Genomic DNA, 18,007 nt, shown 5'->3' with positions numbered 1-18,007 from the left:
CGTCTGCGGTCACGGGCAGCACCGTACCGGTCGGACACCCGCCGTTCACCCGGGCCGGCCGACGTCACGATCAGTCTCGCCGCCGGCGCGTCGGGTGAGCGTCCTGCGGGGCCGCTGACACGACGACGCCGCCCCCGGCAGGCGGGGACGGCGTCGGTGCACTCCGGCGGCGCGGGGCCGTCAGGTCATGTCGTCGTAGCGGCGTTCGATTGGCGCCGGCTTCGCGATCGGTTCGGGCGCACCGATCGGCGCTGTCGCGTCGACCCGCTGCCCGGCCACGACCGGGTCCGTGTCGAACTCCAGCGGCGAGACCTCGTCGTCGTCGAGACCGGCGTAGACCTCCTTGCCCCGCCCACGCCGCCGGTCGTTGATGAACGCCACCCCGACCGCCCCGAAGTAGAGCGCGGAGAGGCAGACCGCCAGGGCGGTCATCCCGAACGGGTCCGGCGTGGGGGTGACCACTGCGGAGAACGCGAAGAACACGAAGATCGCCACCCGCCACCAGCTGAGCAGCCGCTTCGCGCTGGCGAGGCCCACGAAGTTGAGCATCAGCACGATCAGCGGGAACTCGAACGCCACCCCGAACAGCAGGATGAGGTTGGTGACGAACGAGATGTAGCGGGTGACCTCCAGGGTCGTCGAGATGTCATCGCCGGACACGTTCATCAGGAACTCGAGGCCCTTGGCGGTGACGAAGAACGCCAGCACCGCGCCGGCGGCGAAGAGCGGTGCCGCCAGGGCCGTGAACGCGTACGCGTAGCGCCGCTCGTGCCGGTGCAGACCGGGCGCGATGAACGCCCAGAGCTGATAGAGCCAGATCGGCGCCGCGATGATCAGGCCCACCCAGAGGCCGATCTTCAGGTTCAACAGGAAGAGGTCCGCCGGGCCGAGCTGGACGAACAGGCACTTGCCGGACGCGTCCTTCGACCCCGGCAGGTCGCAGTACGGCTGCGACAGCAGGTGCCGCACCGGCTCGGCCAGCCAGATGCCGAAGCCGAAGCCGACCAGGATCGCCAGCGAGGCGCGGAACAGACGATTACGCAGCTCACGGACGTGCTCGATGAGCGTCATCGAGCCGTCGGCGGCCCGTTCGAAGGTGCTCGGGCCGCGCTTACGCAGGGCGAAGGCCACTGTGGTGGGGCCCTTCGGTCAGTTGTCGCGGACGCGGTGCACCGGGTCGACGACCGGCTGCTGCGGCGGCGCCTGCTGGTACGGCGCCTGCTGCGGCTGCCCGGCGTACGGCGCCTGCTGGCCGGCGTGCGGCGGCAGCGGCTGGTAGCCGGCCTGCGCGTCGGCCTTCTCGGCCAGGTCGCGGTCGTCGTCCTGCAGGCTCTTGGTCTCGGCCTTGATGATCCGCAGCGAGCGACCCAGCGAGCGGGCCGCGTCGGGAAGCCGCTTCGCACCGAAGAGCAGGATCAGCACAACCACGAGAACTGCGATGTGCCACGGCTTGAGGGCACCCATGAGAAGCTCCAGTCGCTCTGTGTCCGGGGGGTGATACGCAGCCCATCGTACGTGCGGATGGACCGAATGCCACAGGCCGGGGATGATGATCAGGGCCCGGCCGGTGAAGTCTTGACCAACCGCGATGATCAGTCAACCATCGCCACCCGACCGGGGGACGGCGGTGGCCGGCAGAGGTCGGTCAGCCGCGCTTGGCCTTGATCACGGCGAGTCGCTGCTGGGCGGTGTCGAGCTGGCGCTGGACACCCTCGGCGCGCTGCTGCAACGCCTCGGCGGTCTCCCGTAGCGCCTCCGCCTCGGTGGCCCGCCGCTGCAACGCCACCGCGGCGCGGCGCAGCTGGGGCAGCCGGCTCACCACCGGGCGTACGGCAAGCGCGAGCGCCACGAGCGGGAGCAGCACCACCGCGAGCACGATCCAGATCAGCACGCCGGTCAGCCTACTGGGTGCGGGCAGGCACCGCCGGATCGCCCGCCGGCACGCCGACCGGCACGGAATCGGCCGGCGCACGCCGGGGAACGGCCGCCGGCACGGCGTACGCGTCGAGCGCGGCGGCTGCGGTCGCCCGGACCTGCTCGGCCAGCTCGACCGGGGCGACCACTGTGACGTCCGGGCCCAGGCCCAGCACGAACCGCCGCGCCCACCCCAGGTCGGTCACCCGCAGCGAGACGAGCCACTCGTCGCCGTCGCCGGCCTCCACCCGCTCGCACGGGTAGTACTCGGTGATCCACCGCTCGCCCCGCCCGATCCGCAGGGTGATCAGCGGCAGGTCCGGCGACGGCCGGAACACACCCTCGGTGAGGTCGTGCGGGACGGCCTGCGGCGGGACGGTGGCCGGCTCGTCCAGCTCGGTGATCGCGTCGATCCGGTCGGCCCGGAACAGCCGGACGGCCTCCGCGCGCCGGCACCACGCCTCCACGTACGCCCGGCCGCCGACCATCAGCATCCGCAGCGGGTCGACGACGCGCTCGGTGGTCTCGTCCCGGGCCGCCGTGTAGTAGGTGATCCGCAGCGCCTTTCCGCCCTCCACGGCGGCGCGCAGCGCCTCGACCCGCCGGGTGTCCCCGGGCAGCCGGACCGCGACCGGTGCGCCCACCAGGTCACCGGCGGCGTCCTCGATCTTCGCGAGGGCCCGTTCGATGGCCTCCCGGTTGGCCACGCCGGGGGTCTCGGCGAGCATCCGCAGCGCCACCACGAGCGCGACGGCCTCGTCGGGGGTGAGCCGCAGCGGCCGGTCGATGCCGGCGTCGTAGGTGATGGTCACCCGGTCGCCGTCGAACGCCATGTCGATCAGGTCACCGGGGCCGTAACCGGGCAGCCCACACACCCACAGGAGCTCCAGGTCCTCCCGGAGCTGCCGTTCGGTGACGCCCAGGTCACCGGCCGCCTCGGCGATCTCGATGCCGGGCCGGGCCAGCAGGTAGGGAACCAGGTTGAGCAGCCGCGCCAGTCGGTCGGCGGAGGCGCGGGAACCGCCGCGGGCGGCCGGACGCGTCACCGGGCACCCCCGGTGACGGTCAGCTCGTCGTGCCGGACGGCGATCTCCTTGAGTCGCTGGATGACCGCTTCGCGGACCTCCGGCGGGTCGAGCACCCGCACGTCCGGGCCGTACCCGACGAGTTGGCCGGCCAGAGAGTCCGGGTCGGCGTACGGCAGGACGAGGTGGTCGCCGTCCGGCCCGGCGGTCACCTCCACCGCCCAGCGGCGCAGACCGGCGGCCCGCCCGGACGCCGCCAGCACGGTGGCCCGGCCGGTGCGCTCCACCGGCCCGGACCAACGGGCCACGTGGCTGATCAGGTCGACGCCGGCCGGTGGCTCGTACGCGCCGGATGCGCCGGTGACCCGGACAGCGCCGACCACCCGGGACAGGCGGAAGCAGCGGGTCGCCGCGCGGTCCAGGTCGTGGCCCACCACGTACCACCGCCCGCGCCAGCAGACCACGCCCCACGGCTGGAGGCGGCGGCGGGTGGGCGCGTCCTGGTCCGGCACCCGGTAGTCGAACCCGACCTCGCGGCGGTCCCGCGCGGCGGCCGTCAGCGGCGCGAACGCCGGATCGACGGTGACCATCGGCTCCAGACCGAGGGTGGCCTGCGGGTCGACGTCCACCCCGGCGGCGCGCAGCTTGGCCAGCCCGGACGACGCGGCGGCGGCCAGCCCGGCGTGCTGCCACAGACGGGCGGCGATGCCGACCGCGGCGGCCTCGTCGGGTTCCAGGGGGATGTCGGGCAGCGCGTACTCACGGTGGGCGATGCGGTAGCCGGGCTCGGCGTCGAAGACGCTGGCCGTGCCGGTCTCCAGCGGCACGCCCAGCTCGCGCAGCTCGGCCTTGTCCCGCTCGAACTTGCGTTGGAACGCCTCATGGTCGCGCGCGTCGTCGGGGTCGTGCTCGTAGCCGGGCACGGTCGCGGCGATCTGCGCGGCGGTCAGGAACCGTCGCGTGGACAGGAGGCAGATCACCAGGTTGACCAGGCGTTCGGTGCGGGTCCGCGACACGCGGTAGACGCTAGCAGCCGACACGCCAAGGACGTGCACCCACGCGGGCGTGCCGCACACTTGTTCGGATCGAGCCCCTCCCCCGGCGAGCCGCCGCCCGCCGCCATAGTGTTGCCCTCATGTCGCAGGGCGAGATGAAGACCGAGAGCGAAAGCGTCGGCACGGTGGTCGTCGCGGGCGCCGCCAACCTCGCCATCGCGATCGCCAAGCTGATCGCCGGGCTGATCTCCGGGTCGGCCGCGATGCTCTCCGAGGCGGCGCACTCGGTCGCCGACACGACCACCGAGGTGCTGCTGTTCCAGGCGCTGCGCCGCGGAGCCCGCCCGGCCGACCGACGACACCCCTTCGGGTACGGCAAGGAGAGCTACGTCTGGGCGTTCTTCGCCGCCATGTTCACCTTCGTGGCCGGCGCCGGCTTCGCCGTCACCCACGGCGTCACCACGATCCTCGTGCACGAGCACAGCGGCGACTATCTGATCTCGTACATCGTGCTGGCGGTGTCGTTCGTCATCGAGTCGATCTCGCTGGCCCGGGCCGTGCGGCAGGTCCGCCGCGAGTCCGCGCGCTGGCAGACGACACCTCGGCGGTTCCTGCGACTGACCGCCGACACCACGGTCAAGGCGGTCTTCCTGGAGGACAGCGCGGCCCTGATCGGCCTGCTGCTGGCCGCGCTGGGCGTCGGCCTGTCCGAGGCCACCGGCGACGAGGTGTGGGACGGCGTCGCGTCGATCCTGATCGGGTTGCTGCTGCTGACCGTCGCCGGGATCCTGGCCAGCAACAACCTGTCGCTGCTGGTCGGCCGGGCCGTTCCGGAGCGGCTGCGCCGCGAGATCGAACGCGACCTGGCCGGGCTGCCCGAGGTGGAACGCATCGACACCCTGCTGACGATGCAGCTCGGCCCGGACGACATCCTCGTCGCCGCGAAGGTCGACTTCCGCGACGAGGCCACCGGCGCGGCCATCGAGGCCACCGCCGACGAGGCCGAGCGGCGGCTCACCGAGCGGTACCCGGAGATCCGTTTCGTCTTCCTCGACCCCACCCGCTCGCTGCCCGGGGCCGTCGGGCAGGCCCGCGCCACCCAGGCCGCGCCCAGCGCCGACGCCGGGGGCGAACCCGGCTCCACCCAGGCGAGTCCGAGGGCCGACGCCGAGGGTGACTCCGACCCCACCCAGGCCAGGCCGAGCGCCGACCTCGGCGGCGAACCCGACGCCCGCTGAGGGGTGGACCGACCCGGGCGCGGGCCGGCTGGTCCGCGCGGCTAGCGTGCCCGTCATGGTGCGATGGCGGGCGGGGACGGTGGCGGCGCTGCGGCGGCAGTGGACCGGGGCGGTGGAACTCGACGTCGACCTGCCCGACGGCACGCGCATGCGGGCGCTGGCCTATCCCGAACTGGTCGGCACGCCCGAGCCGGGTGACCGGGTGCTGCTCAACGCGGGCGCGCTGCTGATGGGGTTGGGCACCGGCGGCTACGCCCTCGTGGTGGCCCTGCCGGACCGGCTGCCGCCGGACCCGCCGGACGCCGGCGACACCCGCGACGCCGGGCACCTGGTCAAGGCCCGCTACACCCCGTTGCAGCCGATCCTGCTCGGCGTCGACGAGGAGGCCAGCCCGCACCGCGCCCTGCTGGCCGACGCCGACGACCTGGGTGGAATGCCGGTGGTCACCGCCGACCTGCACTCGGCCCTGCCGGCGATCCTGGCCGGCATCCGGGCCGGGGCCCCGCAGGCCCGGGTGGCGTACCTGCTCACCGACGGCGGGGCGTTGCCGGCCTGGTTCTCCCGCACGCTCGCCGGGCTGCGCGCCGAACTGGCCGGGACGATCACCGTCGGGCAGGCGTTCGGCGGCGACCTGGAGGCCACCACCCTGCATGGCGGTCTGCTCGCCGCCCGCCACGTGCTGGACGCGGACGTGGCCATCGTCGCCCAGGGGCCCGGCAACCTGGGCACCGGCACCCGGTGGGGTTTCTCCGGCGTCGCCGTCGGCGAGGCCGTCAACGCGATCGCCACGCTCGGCGGCCGCCCGATCGGCTCACTGCGCATCTCCGACGCCGACCCCCGCCCCCGGCACCGGGGCGTGTCGCACCACAGCCTCACCGCGTACGGCCGGGTCGCCCTCGCCCCGGCGGAGCTGGTGGTGCCCGACGACCTGGACCCGGCCCTTGCCGCCGAGGTCGACGCGGCGCTGGCGCCGCTGACGGCCCGACACCGGATCGTCCGGGTGCCCACCGCCGGCCTCGACGCCGCGCTGCGCGCCAGCGCCGTGCCGCTGTCCACGATGGGCCGCAACCTGGACGCCGACCACGCCTACTTCCTGACGGCCGCCGCCGCCGGCCGCCACGCCACCACCCACCTCCCCTAACCCACCCGGGGTCGGGGTCAGCGGATCACCGGGCGTTGGTCTCTTGGTAGGGCTTCGATCAGCTCTCGGGGAAGGTTGAGGGTGTCGGCGCTGACCTGGGCCGGGGTGTTCGCCATCCACTGGGTCAGCGAGACGGACTCGAACCGGGGCTTGCGGAACATCTCCAGGAAGACCAGCGGTTCGGTGCCGAGGTTCTCGATGTAGTGGCCGTAGGCGAACGGCACGTACCCGACGTCACCCGAGCGCATGTCGAAGGTGCCCGCCACGCCCTGAGAGGCGAACACGCCCATCCGACCGTGGCCGGAGAGGTAGTACTGCCACTCGTCGTCGGTGGGGTGCCAGTGCAGCTCGCGCATCCCACCCGGGTCGACCTCGACCAGCGCGGCGCAGATCGTGGTGGCCGCCGGGAACTGGGTGACGTCGGCGATGCGGACCTGGCCGCCGGCGAACCGTTGAGGCTGCTGCGCGAGCAGCCGGTGGCTCAGGCTGCGGGGCACGTCCCCGCTCGGGCTGACCACCTTGTCGCGGTCCAGCGGCGGCGGCACCTGCCCCGCGAAGATGTACCTCTCCCGCTCCGGGATCGAGTCGAGCTGCTCGGGTCGCCAGCCGAAGTTCTTGGCCAGCACGTCCTTCGGGGTGTGCGCGAAGAAGTCGCTGATCAGGAACGTGCCGTTCTCGGTGAACGCGCCGTCGTCGAAGACGAGCAGGAACTCCACGCCCTCGTCGAGCGCCTGGATGTGGTGCGGCACCCCCTGCGGGAAGAACCACAGGTCACCGGCGCGTACGTCGTCGAGGAAGTTGCGGCCCTCCTGGTCGACGGCGCTGATCCGGGCGCTGCCCCGCGACACGTACGCCCACTCGGACTGCTTGTGCCAGTGCATCTCCCGGTAGCCGCCCGGTTCCAGCGCCATGTCCACACCGCTGAGCTCGGTGGCGATCGGCAGCTCCCGTACGGTCACCTCGCGGGTCCAGCCGCCGCGTTGCACGCGGGTGTGCGCGTCGGAGAACGAGAACCGCAGGTTGGGCAGCGTCCCCGCATCCGTGCTCGGCGGGGTCAGCAGATCGGGATTCTGCCGGTCCCGGACCACGTCGCGCGGACCCGGGTCCTGCCAGCCTCCCCCACCGCGTTCCGGCTGCGGCACCGTCCGGTCGTCGTCCATGATCGCCTCCCGCGTCGTCGCGTCCGGGTGTCGTCGGCGCGGTGGGCGGGCGGGCCCCCCGCGACGGCGACATCGGCGGGTACCCGTCGACGCGACCCGGCCGGGCCAACCTCTGGCCCCGGTGGGTCACCGCTCGCGCGACAGCGCGGAGGGATCAGGAGAGGAAGATCAGGGCGAGCCAGCCGCCCACGATGAGCACCAGCGCCAGGGCCAGCACCCACGTCGGCACGGTGTACTCACCGCGCCGGTTGCGGTCGACCTCGGCGCGGATCTTCTCCCGCCGGCGTTCGACCCAGTTCTGCCGTTCGGTGCCGCGCTCGGAGCGCTCGGAACGGTCGGATGGTCCAGAAGTCGTCATGGCCGGCTCAGCCTACCGGGCCGGCCGACCCCGCCGGCGGCACACCACCGCCGGGGCCGGCCCACCCGTCACATGCTGGCGATCAACCGCTCCACGCGCTCGTCGTACGCCCGGAAGGGGTCCTTGCAGAGCACCGTGCGCTGCGCCTGGTCGTTGAGCTTCAGGTGCACCCAGTCGACGGTGAAGTCGCGCCGCTTCTCCTGGGCGTGCCGGATGAACTCGCCGCGCAGCCGCGCACGCGTGGTCTGCGGCGGGGTCTCCTTGGCCTCGAAGATCTCCGGGTCGGTGGCCACCCGGTCCACCTCGCCGCGACGCTCCAGCAGCCCGTAGAGGCCACGCCCACGGCGCACGTCGTGGTACGCCAGGTCCATCTGCGCGACCCGGGGGTGGGACAGCGGCAGGTCGTGCTTGCGCTGGTAGCGCTCGATCAGCCGCAGCTTGCTGACCCAGTCGATCTCGCGCGAGACCGGCTCCAGATCACCGCTCTCCACCGCGTTGAGCACCCGGCCCCACAGCTCGACGACCCGCTTGGCGGCCTGGTCGCCGCCGCGGCGCTCGACGAACTCGGTGGCCTTGGCCAGGTACTCCTGCTGGATGTCCAGCGCGCTGACCTCCTTGCCGGAGGCCAGCCGCACCTTGCGCCGACCGGTGATGTCGTGCGACACCTCGCGGATCGCCCGGATCGGGTTCTCCAGCGACAGGTCCCGCATGACGACCCCGGCCTCGATCATCCGCAGCACGATGTCGGCGGTGCCGACCTTGAGCAGCGTGGTGACCTCGTTCATGTTCGAGTCGCCGACGATCACGTGCAGGCGCCGGTAGCGCTCGGCGTCGGCGTGCGGCTCGTCGCGCGTGTTGATGATCGGCCGGCTGCGGGTGGTCGCCGAGGAGACGCCCTCCCAGATGTGCTCGGCCCGCTGGGACAGGCAGTAGACCGCGCCACGCGGGGTCTGCAGGACCTTGCCGGCCCCACAGATCAACTGCCGGGTCACCAGGAACGGGATGAGCACGTCAGCGAGCCGGCCGAACTCGCCGTGCCGCGAGACCAGGTAGTTCTCGTGGCAGCCGTACGAGTTGCCGGCCGAGTCGGTGTTGTTCTTGAACAGGTAGATCTCACCTGCGATGCCCTCGTCGTGCAGCCGCTTCTCCGCATCGACGAGCAGCCCCTCCAGGATCCGCTCGCCGGCCCGGTCGTGGGCCACCAGGTCGGTCACCGAGTCGCACTCCGGTGTCGCGTACTCCGGATGCGACCCGACGTCCAGGTAGAGACGGGCCCCGTTGCGCAGGAACACGTTGCTCGACCGGCCCCAGGACACGACGCGACGGAACAGATACCGCGCGACCTCGTCCGGGGACAGCCGCCGCTGCCCGCGATAGGTGCAGGTGACGCCGTACTCGGTCTCGAGGCCGAAGATTCGCCGCTCCATGATGAGACATTAGCCGCCCGGAGGCCCGGTTCGTCACTGTCACACCACAGGTCGTACTACGGGGGTGTTCACATAACGGTTGAGTGCGACATTCCGTCCGGCCCGAGGCTCGCTCCCGGATCCTCATCGGGTCAACGGCGCGTTCTTCTCGGCCAGCAGACCGAACAGGTAGTCGCCGAAGCCGCTCTTGGTCAGAGGCTCGGCGAGCGCGGCCAGCTGGTCGTCGTCGATGAGGCCCGCCCGCCAGGCCACCTCCTCGACGCAACCGATCTTCAGGCCCTGCCGCTCCTCGATCACCCGGACGAACTCGCCGGCCTGCATCATCGAGGCGAACGTGCCGGTGTCCAGCCAGGCCGTGCCCCGGTCCAGCAGGGTGACGGACAGCTCACCGGTCTCCCGGTACACCTCGTTGACCGCCGTGATCTCCAACTCGCCCCGGGGGCTGGGCGTGATCTTGCGGGCGATGTCCACCACGCGGTTGTCGTAGAAGTACAGGCCGGGCACCGCGTAGCGCGACTTCGGCCGAGCCGGCTTCTCCTCGATCGAGAGCACCCGACCCTCGGCGTCGAAGTCCACCACGCCGTAATCCTGCGGGTTGGACACCGGGTACGCGAACACCCGGCCGCCGACGAGGTCGCTGTGGGTGGCCAACTGCCGACCCAGACCGACGCCGTGGAAGATGTTGTCGCCGAGGATCAGCCCCACCGAATCGTCGCCGATGAAGTCCGCGCCGAGGATGAACGCCTGGGCGATGCCCTCCGGGCGGGCCTGCGTGGCGTACTCCAGCCGCAGTCCGAACTGGCTGCCGTCGCCGAGCAACCGGCGGAACTGGTCCTGGTCCTCCGGCGTGGTGATCATCAGGATCTCCCGCACACCGGACATCACCAGCGTGGAGAGCGGGTAGTAGATCATCGGCTTATCGAAGATCGGCATCAGCTGCTTGGACACCGCCCGCGTGATCGGCCAGAGCCGAGAGCCGGTGCCGCCAGCGAGTACGATTCCGCGCACCCAGGGGAGCTTAGCCGCAACCAACCAGCCCGTCGGCCTGTCGGTTTTTGCCGGACAGCCGGGCCCACCACTTCGCGTACACTCCTGGACACGTGAGGTTCCTCGTCACCGGCGGCGCCGGATTCATCGGTTCAGAATTCGTCCGCATGCTGCTGGGTGTGCCTGGCGGCACCGCCTCGGGTGTGCCCGCGGTCGACCCCGCCGGCGTGACCGTGCTCGACAAGCTCACCTACTCGGGCAACCTGGCGAACCTCGACCCGGTGCGCGACGACCCGCGGCTGCGCTTCGTCCACGGCGACATCTGCGACCCCACCGTCGTCGACGAGGTGGTCCCCGGGCACGACGTGATCGTGCACTTCGCGGCGGAATCGCACGTCGACCGCTCGATCGTCGGCCCCGCGCCGTTCGTCACCACCAACGTGCTCGGCACGCAGACCCTGTTGGACGCCGCGCTGCGCCACGGCACCGGCCGCTTCGTGCACATCTCCACCGACGAGGTGTACGGGTCGATCGACGAGGGCTCCTGGACCGAGACCTGGCCGCTCGCACCGACCTCGCCGTACTCGGCCTCGAAGGCCGGCTCCGACCTGCTCGCCCTGGCCTACCACCGCACCCACGGCATGGACGTGGTGGTCACCCGCTGCTCCAACAACTACGGGCCGTACCAGTTCCCCGAGAAGGTCATCCCGCTGTTCGTCACCAACCTGCTCGACGGCGGCACCGTTCCCCTCTACGGCGACGGCGGCAACATCCGCGACTGGCTGCACGTGCACGACCACTGCCGGGGCATCGCGCTGGTCGCGCAGAAGGGCCGTGGCGGCGAGGTCTACCACATCGGCGGCGGCACGGAACTGACCAACACGGAGCTGACCGGCCTGCTGCTGGATGCCTGCGGCGCCGACTGGGACCGGGTCGTCCCGGTCGCCGACCGCAAGGGCCACGACCGCCGCTACTCGCTGGACATCACCAAGATCAAACAAGAGTTGGGGTACGCCCCGAGCATCGACCTCGCCGACGGCCTGGCGCAAACCGTGCAGTGGTACCGCGAAAACCGGGCCTGGTGGGAGCCGTTGAAGGCCGCACCTGCCGCATGACCCGGTCGTCCGACGCCGACGATCGGGCCGCCGCGAGTCGGCCACTGCTTCCGGGCCGGCACACCACCGTTCGCCTCCGCCATTACCGGCGACCGAAACGGCTTCAACGGCCCCGTCGTCGGTCCCTGCGACCGCACGTACAGATCGGAGCCGAAGCAGGACAGGGCGTTCAACGCCGTCGGCGGGCACCCCGTTCCTCCGGGCCGCCCGCCGACACGACGCGCGCTACTTGCCGTCCGCCGGCTTGTCCTCCAGATCGGCGGAGCCCGCCGACGTCGTCGGCTTGTGCGCCTCCGTGGTCGGCTGCGCCGGCGTGTCCGGCCCACCCGCCTCGGCCGGCTGCTCGGCTGCCGCGACATCACCGTCCAGCAGCGCCGTCAGCGCCGCGCCCGTGATCCGGCGGAACGTACGACCCACCCGCTGACGGTCCAGCACCGCCACCTCGAGCTGGTTGGCGGCGATCGTGCGGGCCGCGCCGCCCTCACCACCGACGCTGCTCAACGCCTGCACCGCCACCCGGGCCGCCTCGCCGAGGGACATGTCCGCCCGGTGCTGGGACTTCAGCACACCGGTGATCGCCTCGGCCTGACCACCCATGGCCATCCGGCCGGGCTCGTCGTTGACCGACCCGTCATAGGTGAGCCGGTACAGCTCGTCGTCGTCCGGAGTCGCCCCGACCTCCGCGACACAGATCTCCACCTCGAACGGCTTCGACTGCTCGGTGAAGATCGCGCCGAGCGTCTGCGCGAACGCGTTGGCGAGCGCCCGCCCGGTGACGTCGCGCCGGTCGTAGCTCAGACCGTTCAGGTCGGCCATCCGCACGCCCGCCCGACGCAGATTCTCGAACTCGTTGTACCGACCGACGGCGGCGAAGCCGATCCGGTCGTAGATCTCGCTGACCTTGTGCAGGGCGCTGGAGAGGTTCTCCGCGACGAAGAGCACCCCGCCGGAGTAGCTCAGGACCACCGCGCTGCGACCCCGAGCGATGCCCTTGCGGGCCAGCTCGGAGCGGTCGCGCATGATCTGTTCGGGCGAGGCGTAGAACTGCATGGCCACGGCGGCGGTTCTCCTTACGGCGCTGTGCTGACGACTGCGGACTGGTGGGGGTGGACGGGGCTCATCCGCCCGGGTTCTCCATCCGGCCGGCGACCACACCCTCGGCGATCGCCGCCGTCTCGGTGTCGGTCAACCGGCGGGTGCCCTCGGCGGTAGCGGTCATCACCACCGGATAGATCCGGCGGGTCAGGTCCGGTCCGCCGGTCGCGGTGTCGTCGTCGGCCGCGTCGTAGAGCGCCTCGACCGCGAGCCGGGTCGCGTCGTCCACGGACAGGCCCGCCCGGAAGCGCTTCTTCAACGCCGACTTCGCAAACAGCGAGCCCGAGCCGATCGCGTCGTACCCGGTCTCCTCGTACGGGCCACCGGTCACGTCGAAGCTGAAGATCCGCCCCGCCCGAGCCGGGTCGGCGGCGGCCAGGTCGAAGCCGGCGAACAGCGGCACCACCGCCAGGCCCTGCATGGCCGCGCCCAGGTTGCCCCGGATCATCGACGCCAGCCGGTTGGCCTTGCCGTCGAGCGAGAGCATCGCGCCCTCGATCTTCTCGTAGTGCTCCAGCTCCACCTGGAACAGTCGCATCAGCTCGATGCCGATGCCCGCGGTGCCCGCGATGCCGACCAGCGAGTACGCGTCGGCGGGGTGCACCTTCTCGATGTCGCGCTGGGCGATCAGGTTGCCCATGGTGGCCCGTCGGTCGCCGGCCATCACCACACCGCCGGCGGCCGAGATCGCCACGATGGTGGTCGCGTGCGGCGCCAGGTCGGCGGCCATGCCCGGCGGCAGCGGCCGACGACCGGGCAGCATCTCGGGCGCCACCCGGCTCAGAAACGTGGTGAAGGAGGACGTCCCCGCGTTGGTGAACACATCTGGTAGACGCCCGGATGGATCAAAGCCCGCTGCCACGTGGTTCCTCTCAGGTACGTGATCGCCCTGGCCAGCCTCGTAGGACTGTCACGGAACTGGCCAAGACCACCGTTGCAGTTGAAGCAGAGTATCCCGCGCACCCACCCGGTGCGATGATCGTGGTCCAGATGTTGCGGGTCCGCGCCGCCGCAGATCGCGCAGACCCCGCCCTGCTCGGCCAGGAGCTCCTGAAACTCCTTTTCTCCGACTCCGTAGCGGCGACGGAGGTGGTACTCGCGGGTCCCGCCGTAGAGCCGCTGCGCAGTCTCCTTGCCCCGCGCGTTGTGGCAGGGCTTGCAGTAACTGTGCCGGCCATTGGCCTTGGTGCTGCTGGTCGGGAAGTCCTCCACCGGCTTGATCTGATCGCAGTCCGGGCACCACTTCAGACCCTCACCGACCGGGGTCCGCGACCTGCGCTGAGGCGAGACCCCACGCTTGCGGCGACTAGCCTCCGACCGGACGTTTGCGCACGACTTGCAGTAGAAGGCGAGCCCGTCCGTTCGTCGGCGGTCGCTGTGGAACTCGGTGCGGGGCAGCGACCGCTTGCAATCTGGGCATACCTTGTCCGACCGGCCTGTCGAATCGGACATATGCCTCATTGACCCCCTTTCTGTACATATCCTCTCACGAATTCTTCGGCATTTTCTTCCAGGACGGAGTCGATCTCGTCGAGCAGGTCGTCGACGTCCTCGGTGATCTCGGCGTGCCGCTCGGCCACCTCGGGGTTGGCCTCCGTGGTGACGTCCTCGATCTCCTCGCCCTGGCGGGACTTGCCGGACTGCGACTGGCCGCCGCTGTCATGAGTGGCCATTGCTGCCTCCTCCACGATCGTCTGCGATGAACTTACCTCGCTCGGACGACGAAAAGCCCGCCGCGCGCCGGCTTGCGACGCACAGCGGGCATTCGGCGGCGCGTTCAGCCGCCGGTCAACGTCTCCAACAGGTCCTTGGCGCTGGCGCAGCGGTCGAACAGGGCGCCGACGTGGGCGCGGGTGCCCCGCTCCGGCTCCATCATCGGCACCCGGACCAGCGACTCGCGACCCACGTCGAAGATCACCGAGTCCCAGCTCGCGGCGACCACCTCGGAGGCGTACTGGGCGAGGCAGCGGCCACGGAAGTAGGCCCGGGTGTCCTCCGGGGGCTCGGTCATGGCGCTGCGGGTCTCCTCGTCGGTGAGCAGCGTCTTCATCGCCCCTCGGGAGACCAGCCGGTTGTAGAGGCCCTTGTCCGGACGTACGTCGGAGTACTGCAGGTCGACGAGTTGGAGCTTGTGCGAGCCCCAGCCGAGCTTCTCCCGCTCGCGGTAGCCCTCCAGCAGCCGCAGCTTGGCCACCCAGTCCAGCTCGTCGGCGCAGAGCATCGGGTCGCGGCCGAGCCGGTCCAGCACGTCCTCCCAGCGGTCCAGCACGTCGGCGGTCTGCTCGTCGACGTCGGTGCCGTAGCGGTCGTCGACAAAGGACCGCACCCGCTCCAGGTACGCCCACTGCACGTCCAGGGCGGTCAGCCGGCGGCCGTCGCGCAGCCTCATGAGGTGCGTGAGCGAGGGGTCGTGGCTGACCGCGCGCAGTTCGCTGACCGGGTCGGCGATGCCGAGGTCGGCGCCGAGCGCCTTCTCCTCGATCATGGTGAGGATCAGCGCGGTGGTGCCGACCTTGAGGTAGGTGGAGATCTCGGAGAGGTTGGCGTCGCCGATGATGACGTGCAGCCGGCGGTACTTGTCGGCGTCGGCGTGCGGCTCGTCGCGGGTGTTGATGATCGGCCGCTTGAGGGTGGTCTCCAGGCCGACCTCGACCTCGAAGAAGTCGGCGCGCTGGGAGATCTGGAAGCCGCTCTGCCCGCCGTCCTGCCCGATGCCGACGCGGCCGGCGCCGCAGACGATCTGTCGGGTCACGAAGAACGGCGTCAGGTACGCCACGATGTCGGCGAACGGGGTCTGCCGGCGCATCAGGTAGTTCTCGTGAGCGCCGTAGCTGGCGCCCTTGTTGTCGGTGTTGTTCTTGTAGAGGTGGATCGGCTGGCTGCCGGGGATGGTGGCGGCCCGGCGGGACGCCTCGGCCATGACCCGCTCGCCGGCCTTGTCCCAGCGCACGATGTCGCGGGGCGTGGTGACCTCGGGGGTGGAGTATTCGGGGTGGGCGTGGTCCACGTAGAGGCGTGCGCCGTTGGTGAGTATCACGTTGGCCAGGCCGAGGTCCTCGTCGGCGAGCGCCTCGGCGGGGTCGTAGGCGGCCCCGGAGTAGGTGAAGCCGCGGGCGTCGCGCAGCGGCGACTCCTCCTCGTAGTCCCAGCGGGCACGTCCGCCCCGGTTGAGCTCGGGCCGGGCCCCGTAGGCGTTGACCACCTGGGACGAGGTGACCATCGGGTTGGCTCCGGCCTGGCCGGGCACGGAGATGCCGTACTCGACCTCGGTGCCCATGATCCGTCTTACGCTCATCGACCTACCCGCTTCGCTCGCCCGACCCGGTCCCCCGTCATGTCGAGCGTAGTCCGACTGTTCGGGGACGGGGGCACGCCGGTGCGGGCGGGTCACCGGGTGTCGGCCCGTGGCGGCGCGCTCAGCACTTGATGATCATCGGCACGGTGGTGACCCACGGGCGTTGGCCCGCAGAGGGTCACGACGGTTGGCCAGCGGTCCGGGCGGGCGGCGGGGTCCCCGGCTCGGCCGCGGCGCGTGGGGCCGGCCGGCGCGACGGGTAGGGGCCCGGGACGCGTCGCGTCCCGGGCCCCTACCGTCACCGTTTGTTCAGAGGTACTGGCCGGTGTTGCTGGCGGTCTCGATGGACCGGCCGGCCTCGGCGCCCTTGCCACCGGAGACGAGCGTGCGGATGTAGACGATCCGCTCGCCCTTCTTGCCGGAGATGCGGGCCCAGTCGTCGGGGTTGGTGGTGTTGGGCAGGTCCTCGTTCTCGCGGAACTCGTCGACGCAGGCGTCGAGCAGGTGCTGCAGGCGCATGCCCTTGCGACCAGAGGTGAGGAATTCCTTGATGGCCATCTTCTTGCTCCGGTCGACGATGTTCTGGATCATCGCGCCGGAGTTGAAGTCCTTGAAGTAGAGGACTTCCTTGTCACCGTTGGCGTAGGTGACCTCGAGGAAGCGGTTCTCCTCGGTTTCGGAGTACATCCGCAGCACCACGGCGTCGATCATCGCGGCGACGGTGGCCTGGGGGTCGGCCCCGTGTTCGGCGAGGTCGTCCGGGTGCAGCGGGAGCCCGGAGAGGATGTACTTGGAGAAGATGTCCTTCGCCGCCTCGGCGTCCGGTCGCTCGATCTTGATTTTCACGTCGAGCCGACCGGGGCGCAGGATCGCCGGGTCGATCATGTCTTCCCGGTTGGAGGCGCCGATGACGATGACGTTCTCCAGACCCTCCACGCCGTCGATCTCACTGAGCAGCTGTGGAACGATCGTGTTCTCCACGTCGGAGGAGACGCCGGAGCCGCGGGTCCGGAAGATCGAGTCCATCTCGTCGAAGAACACGATCACCGGGGTGCCCTCGCCGGCCTTCTCCCGAGCCCGCTGGAAGATCAGCCGGATGTGCCGCTCGGTCTCGCCGACGTACTTGTTGAGCAGCTCCGGGCCCTTGATGTTGAGGAAGAAGCTGGTGTGCTTCTCCTTGCCCTGGCGCTCGGCGATCTTCTTGGCCAGCGAGTTGGCCACCGCCTTGGCGATGAGCGTCTTGCCGCAGCCGGGCGGCCCGTAGAGCAGGATGCCCTTGGGCGGGCGGAGCTGGTGCTCGCGGAACAGGTCCGCGTGCAGGAACGGCAACTCCACCGCGTCGCGGATCTGCTCGATCTGCGACTGGAGGCCACCGATGTCGCCGTAGTCGACGTCGGGCACCTCCTCCAGGACCAGCTCCTCGACCTCGCTCTTCGGGATCCGCTCGTACGCGTACGCCGAGCGGGGCTCGATCATGAGCGAGTCGCCGGCCCGGATCGCCGAGCCGATGAGCGTCTCGGCGAGGTGCACGATGCGCTCCTCGTCGGAGTGGGAGACCACCAGCGCCCGGTCGCCCGGCCCGCCGTTCGGTCCCTCCAGGATCTCCTTGAGCATCACGACCTCACCGACCCGCTCGTACCCGAACGCGTCGACGATGTTGAGCGCGTCGTTGAGCAGGACCTCCTGACCGCGGCGCAACTCGTCCACGTCCAGTGAGGGCGAGACGGCCACCCGCAGCTTGCGGCCGCCGGTGAAGACGTCCACCGTCCCGTCGTCGTGTTTGGCCAGGAAGACTCCGTAGCCACTCGGCGGCTGCGCGAGCCGGTCGATCTCCTCCTTGAGCGTGACGATCTGCGTGCGAGCTTCCTTGAGGGTGCTCACCAGCCGGTCGTTGTTCTCGGTCAGCCGCGCCAACTGTGCCTGGGTGGCCGCCAGCCGCTCTTCGAGCTGCCGGACGTGTCGGGGGCTTTCGGTCAACTTCCGCCGCACCAGGGCGAGTTCCTCCTGAAGGAACGCGACCTGCGTGGAGAGATCGTGGGCTTCCTTCTCCCACCGTGCGGCGCGCGAGTCCGCGTCGTCGCTGCGTGCTGCCACGTCCCACCTCCCCGGGGGGCTTGAACGTTCTGAGCTAACACTAGCCGCTATGAGCCCGATTCGGTCCCACGCAACACCCTCGTCACCGAACCTTGATCGCCAAGGGTGGCCTGCCGGGCCGGTACGGGCGTTCGGGTACCGTCGGAGGCTGGTACGGGAGAAC

The 18,007-nt window shown here is 70.9% G+C and carries 18 protein-coding genes; 3 read left to right on the top strand and 15 right to left on the bottom strand.

Going from position 1 to position 18,007, the window contains the following annotated elements; all coding sequences use genetic code 11:
• Nucleotides 1-180: 180 nt before the first annotated feature.
• The 5 genes from tatC to ACLQ27_RS01115 all read right to left on the bottom strand — a co-directional run bounded on the left by tatC (nucleotide 181) and on the right by ACLQ27_RS01115 (nucleotide 3,955).
• On the bottom strand, nucleotides 181-1,131 hold the full coding sequence (tatC, locus tag ACLQ27_RS01135) for a twin-arginine translocase subunit TatC (protein ID WP_234581928.1): 951 nt from the start codon (nucleotides 1,129-1,131) through the stop codon (nucleotides 181-183).
• Nucleotides 1,132-1,149: 18 nt separating this feature from the next.
• Entirely contained in the window at nucleotides 1,150-1,464 is a 315-nt protein-coding gene (tatA, locus tag ACLQ27_RS01130; RefSeq protein ID WP_124855346.1) for a Sec-independent protein translocase subunit TatA, read from the bottom strand.
• 181 nt (nucleotides 1,465-1,645) lie between these two features.
• Nucleotides 1,646-1,891 (bottom strand): hypothetical protein, encoded by a 246-nt coding sequence (locus ACLQ27_RS01125; RefSeq protein ID WP_234581929.1) that lies wholly within the window; start codon nucleotides 1,889-1,891, stop codon nucleotides 1,646-1,648.
• A 10-nt stretch (nucleotides 1,892-1,901) separates the two neighbouring features.
• Nucleotides 1,902-2,960 (bottom strand): helix-turn-helix transcriptional regulator, encoded by a 1,059-nt coding sequence (locus ACLQ27_RS01120; protein ID WP_425865330.1) that lies wholly within the window; start codon nucleotides 2,958-2,960, stop codon nucleotides 1,902-1,904.
• Nucleotides 2,957-3,955: a helix-turn-helix transcriptional regulator gene (locus tag ACLQ27_RS01115; RefSeq protein WP_234581931.1), complete on the bottom strand. Its 999-nt coding sequence runs from the start codon at nucleotides 3,953-3,955 to the stop codon at nucleotides 2,957-2,959. Before ACLQ27_RS01115 ends, ACLQ27_RS01120 begins: the two co-directional genes overlap by 4 nt.
• A gap of 119 nt (nucleotides 3,956-4,074) precedes the next feature.
• On the opposite strand from ACLQ27_RS01115, the gene ACLQ27_RS01110 reads away from it, so the two are divergent.
• Both ACLQ27_RS01110 and ACLQ27_RS01105 read left to right on the top strand, forming a co-directional pair.
• Nucleotides 4,075-5,172 (top strand): cation diffusion facilitator family transporter, encoded by a 1,098-nt coding sequence (locus tag ACLQ27_RS01110; RefSeq protein ID WP_357490274.1) that lies wholly within the window; start codon nucleotides 4,075-4,077, stop codon nucleotides 5,170-5,172.
• 55 nt (nucleotides 5,173-5,227) lie between these two features.
• Nucleotides 5,228-6,313: a DUF3866 family protein gene (locus tag ACLQ27_RS01105; protein ID WP_357490272.1), complete on the top strand. Its 1,086-nt coding sequence runs from the start codon at nucleotides 5,228-5,230 to the stop codon at nucleotides 6,311-6,313.
• 17 nt (nucleotides 6,314-6,330) lie between these two features.
• Here the strand turns inward: ACLQ27_RS01105 and ACLQ27_RS01100 are convergent, their stop codons facing one another.
• From ACLQ27_RS01100 to rfbA, 4 genes are all read right to left on the bottom strand, one after another.
• Complete coding sequence (locus ACLQ27_RS01100; protein ID WP_357490270.1) at nucleotides 6,331-7,473, bottom strand: oxalate decarboxylase family bicupin; 1,143 nt, start codon at nucleotides 7,471-7,473, stop codon at nucleotides 6,331-6,333.
• 154 nt (nucleotides 7,474-7,627) lie between these two features.
• Nucleotides 7,628-7,831 carry a hypothetical protein gene (locus tag ACLQ27_RS01095; protein WP_234581935.1) on the bottom strand — a complete coding sequence of 68 codons (204 nt, stop codon included), beginning with the start codon at nucleotides 7,829-7,831 and terminating at the stop codon, nucleotides 7,628-7,630.
• Nucleotides 7,832-7,899: 68 nt separating this feature from the next.
• On the bottom strand, nucleotides 7,900-9,258 hold the full coding sequence (pafA, locus tag ACLQ27_RS01090; protein ID WP_234581936.1) for a Pup--protein ligase: 1,359 nt from the start codon (nucleotides 9,256-9,258) through the stop codon (nucleotides 7,900-7,902).
• Between the two features lie 123 nt (nucleotides 9,259-9,381).
• On the bottom strand, nucleotides 9,382-10,266 hold the full coding sequence (rfbA, locus tag ACLQ27_RS01085; protein WP_357490268.1) for a glucose-1-phosphate thymidylyltransferase RfbA: 885 nt from the start codon (nucleotides 10,264-10,266) through the stop codon (nucleotides 9,382-9,384).
• A 92-nt stretch (nucleotides 10,267-10,358) separates the two neighbouring features.
• Here rfbA and rfbB point away from each other — a divergent pair, with 92 nt between their 5' ends.
• Nucleotides 10,359-11,360: a dTDP-glucose 4,6-dehydratase gene (gene rfbB / locus ACLQ27_RS01080; RefSeq protein ID WP_425865329.1), complete on the top strand. Its 1,002-nt coding sequence runs from the start codon at nucleotides 10,359-10,361 to the stop codon at nucleotides 11,358-11,360.
• A gap of 225 nt (nucleotides 11,361-11,585) precedes the next feature.
• Here the strand turns inward: rfbB and prcA are convergent, their stop codons facing one another.
• The 6 genes from prcA to arc form a co-directional block, all read right to left on the bottom strand.
• Complete coding sequence (gene prcA, locus ACLQ27_RS01075; protein WP_234581939.1) at nucleotides 11,586-12,416, bottom strand: proteasome subunit alpha; 831 nt, start codon at nucleotides 12,414-12,416, stop codon at nucleotides 11,586-11,588.
• 61 nt (nucleotides 12,417-12,477) lie between these two features.
• The gene (gene prcB / locus ACLQ27_RS01070) at nucleotides 12,478-13,317 is read right to left on the bottom strand and encodes a proteasome subunit beta (RefSeq protein ID WP_234581940.1); all 840 of its coding nucleotides are present in this window, start codon (nucleotides 13,315-13,317) and stop codon (nucleotides 12,478-12,480) included.
• Nucleotides 13,236-13,667, bottom strand: coding sequence for an endonuclease VII domain-containing protein (locus ACLQ27_RS01065; RefSeq protein ID WP_357490264.1), 432 nt, complete (start codon nucleotides 13,665-13,667; stop codon nucleotides 13,236-13,238). Before ACLQ27_RS01065 ends, prcB begins: the two co-directional genes overlap by 82 nt.
• A 245-nt stretch (nucleotides 13,668-13,912) precedes the next feature.
• Nucleotides 13,913-14,128 (bottom strand): ubiquitin-like protein Pup, encoded by a 216-nt coding sequence (locus ACLQ27_RS01060; RefSeq protein ID WP_030332902.1) that lies wholly within the window; start codon nucleotides 14,126-14,128, stop codon nucleotides 13,913-13,915.
• Nucleotides 14,129-14,232: 104 nt separating this feature from the next.
• Nucleotides 14,233-15,750, bottom strand: coding sequence for a depupylase/deamidase Dop (gene dop, locus ACLQ27_RS01055; RefSeq protein WP_357490263.1), 1,518 nt, complete (start codon nucleotides 15,748-15,750; stop codon nucleotides 14,233-14,235).
• Between the two features lie 309 nt (nucleotides 15,751-16,059).
• Nucleotides 16,060-17,844: a proteasome ATPase gene (gene arc, locus ACLQ27_RS01050; RefSeq protein WP_234581942.1), complete on the bottom strand. Its 1,785-nt coding sequence runs from the start codon at nucleotides 17,842-17,844 to the stop codon at nucleotides 16,060-16,062.
• Nucleotides 17,845-18,007 lie beyond the last annotated feature (163 nt).

Origin of the sequence: Micromonospora sp. DT63 (genome assembly GCF_049841615.1) — a bacterium.
Taxonomy (GTDB): domain Bacteria; phylum Actinomycetota; class Actinomycetes; order Mycobacteriales; family Micromonosporaceae; genus Micromonospora.
This window is presented reverse-complemented; position numbering and strand designations above follow the sequence as displayed.

Excerpts from the sequence above, each read along its gene's own strand:
- tatA (WP_124855346.1), bottom strand. The coding sequence starts at position 1,464 with ATGGGTGCCCTCAAGCCGTGGCACATCGCAGTTCTCGTGGTTGTGCTG.
- ACLQ27_RS01095 (WP_234581935.1), bottom strand. The coding sequence starts at position 7,831 with ATGACGACTTCTGGACCATCCGACCGTTCCGAGCGCTCCGAGCGCGGC.
- ACLQ27_RS01110 (WP_357490274.1), top strand. The coding sequence starts at position 4,075 with ATGTCGCAGGGCGAGATGAAGACCGAGAGCGAAAGCGTCGGCACGGTG.
- ACLQ27_RS01105 (WP_357490272.1), top strand. The coding sequence starts at position 5,228 with ATGGTGCGATGGCGGGCGGGGACGGTGGCGGCGCTGCGGCGGCAGTGG.
- pafA (WP_234581936.1), bottom strand. The coding sequence starts at position 9,258 with ATGGAGCGGCGAATCTTCGGCCTCGAGACCGAGTACGGCGTCACCTGC.
- ACLQ27_RS01060 (WP_030332902.1), bottom strand. The coding sequence starts at position 14,128 with ATGGCCACTCATGACAGCGGCGGCCAGTCGCAGTCCGGCAAGTCCCGC.
- ACLQ27_RS01100 (WP_357490270.1), bottom strand. The coding sequence starts at position 7,473 with ATGGACGACGACCGGACGGTGCCGCAGCCGGAACGCGGTGGGGGAGGC.
- dop (WP_357490263.1), bottom strand. The coding sequence starts at position 15,750 with ATGAGCGTAAGACGGATCATGGGCACCGAGGTCGAGTACGGCATCTCC.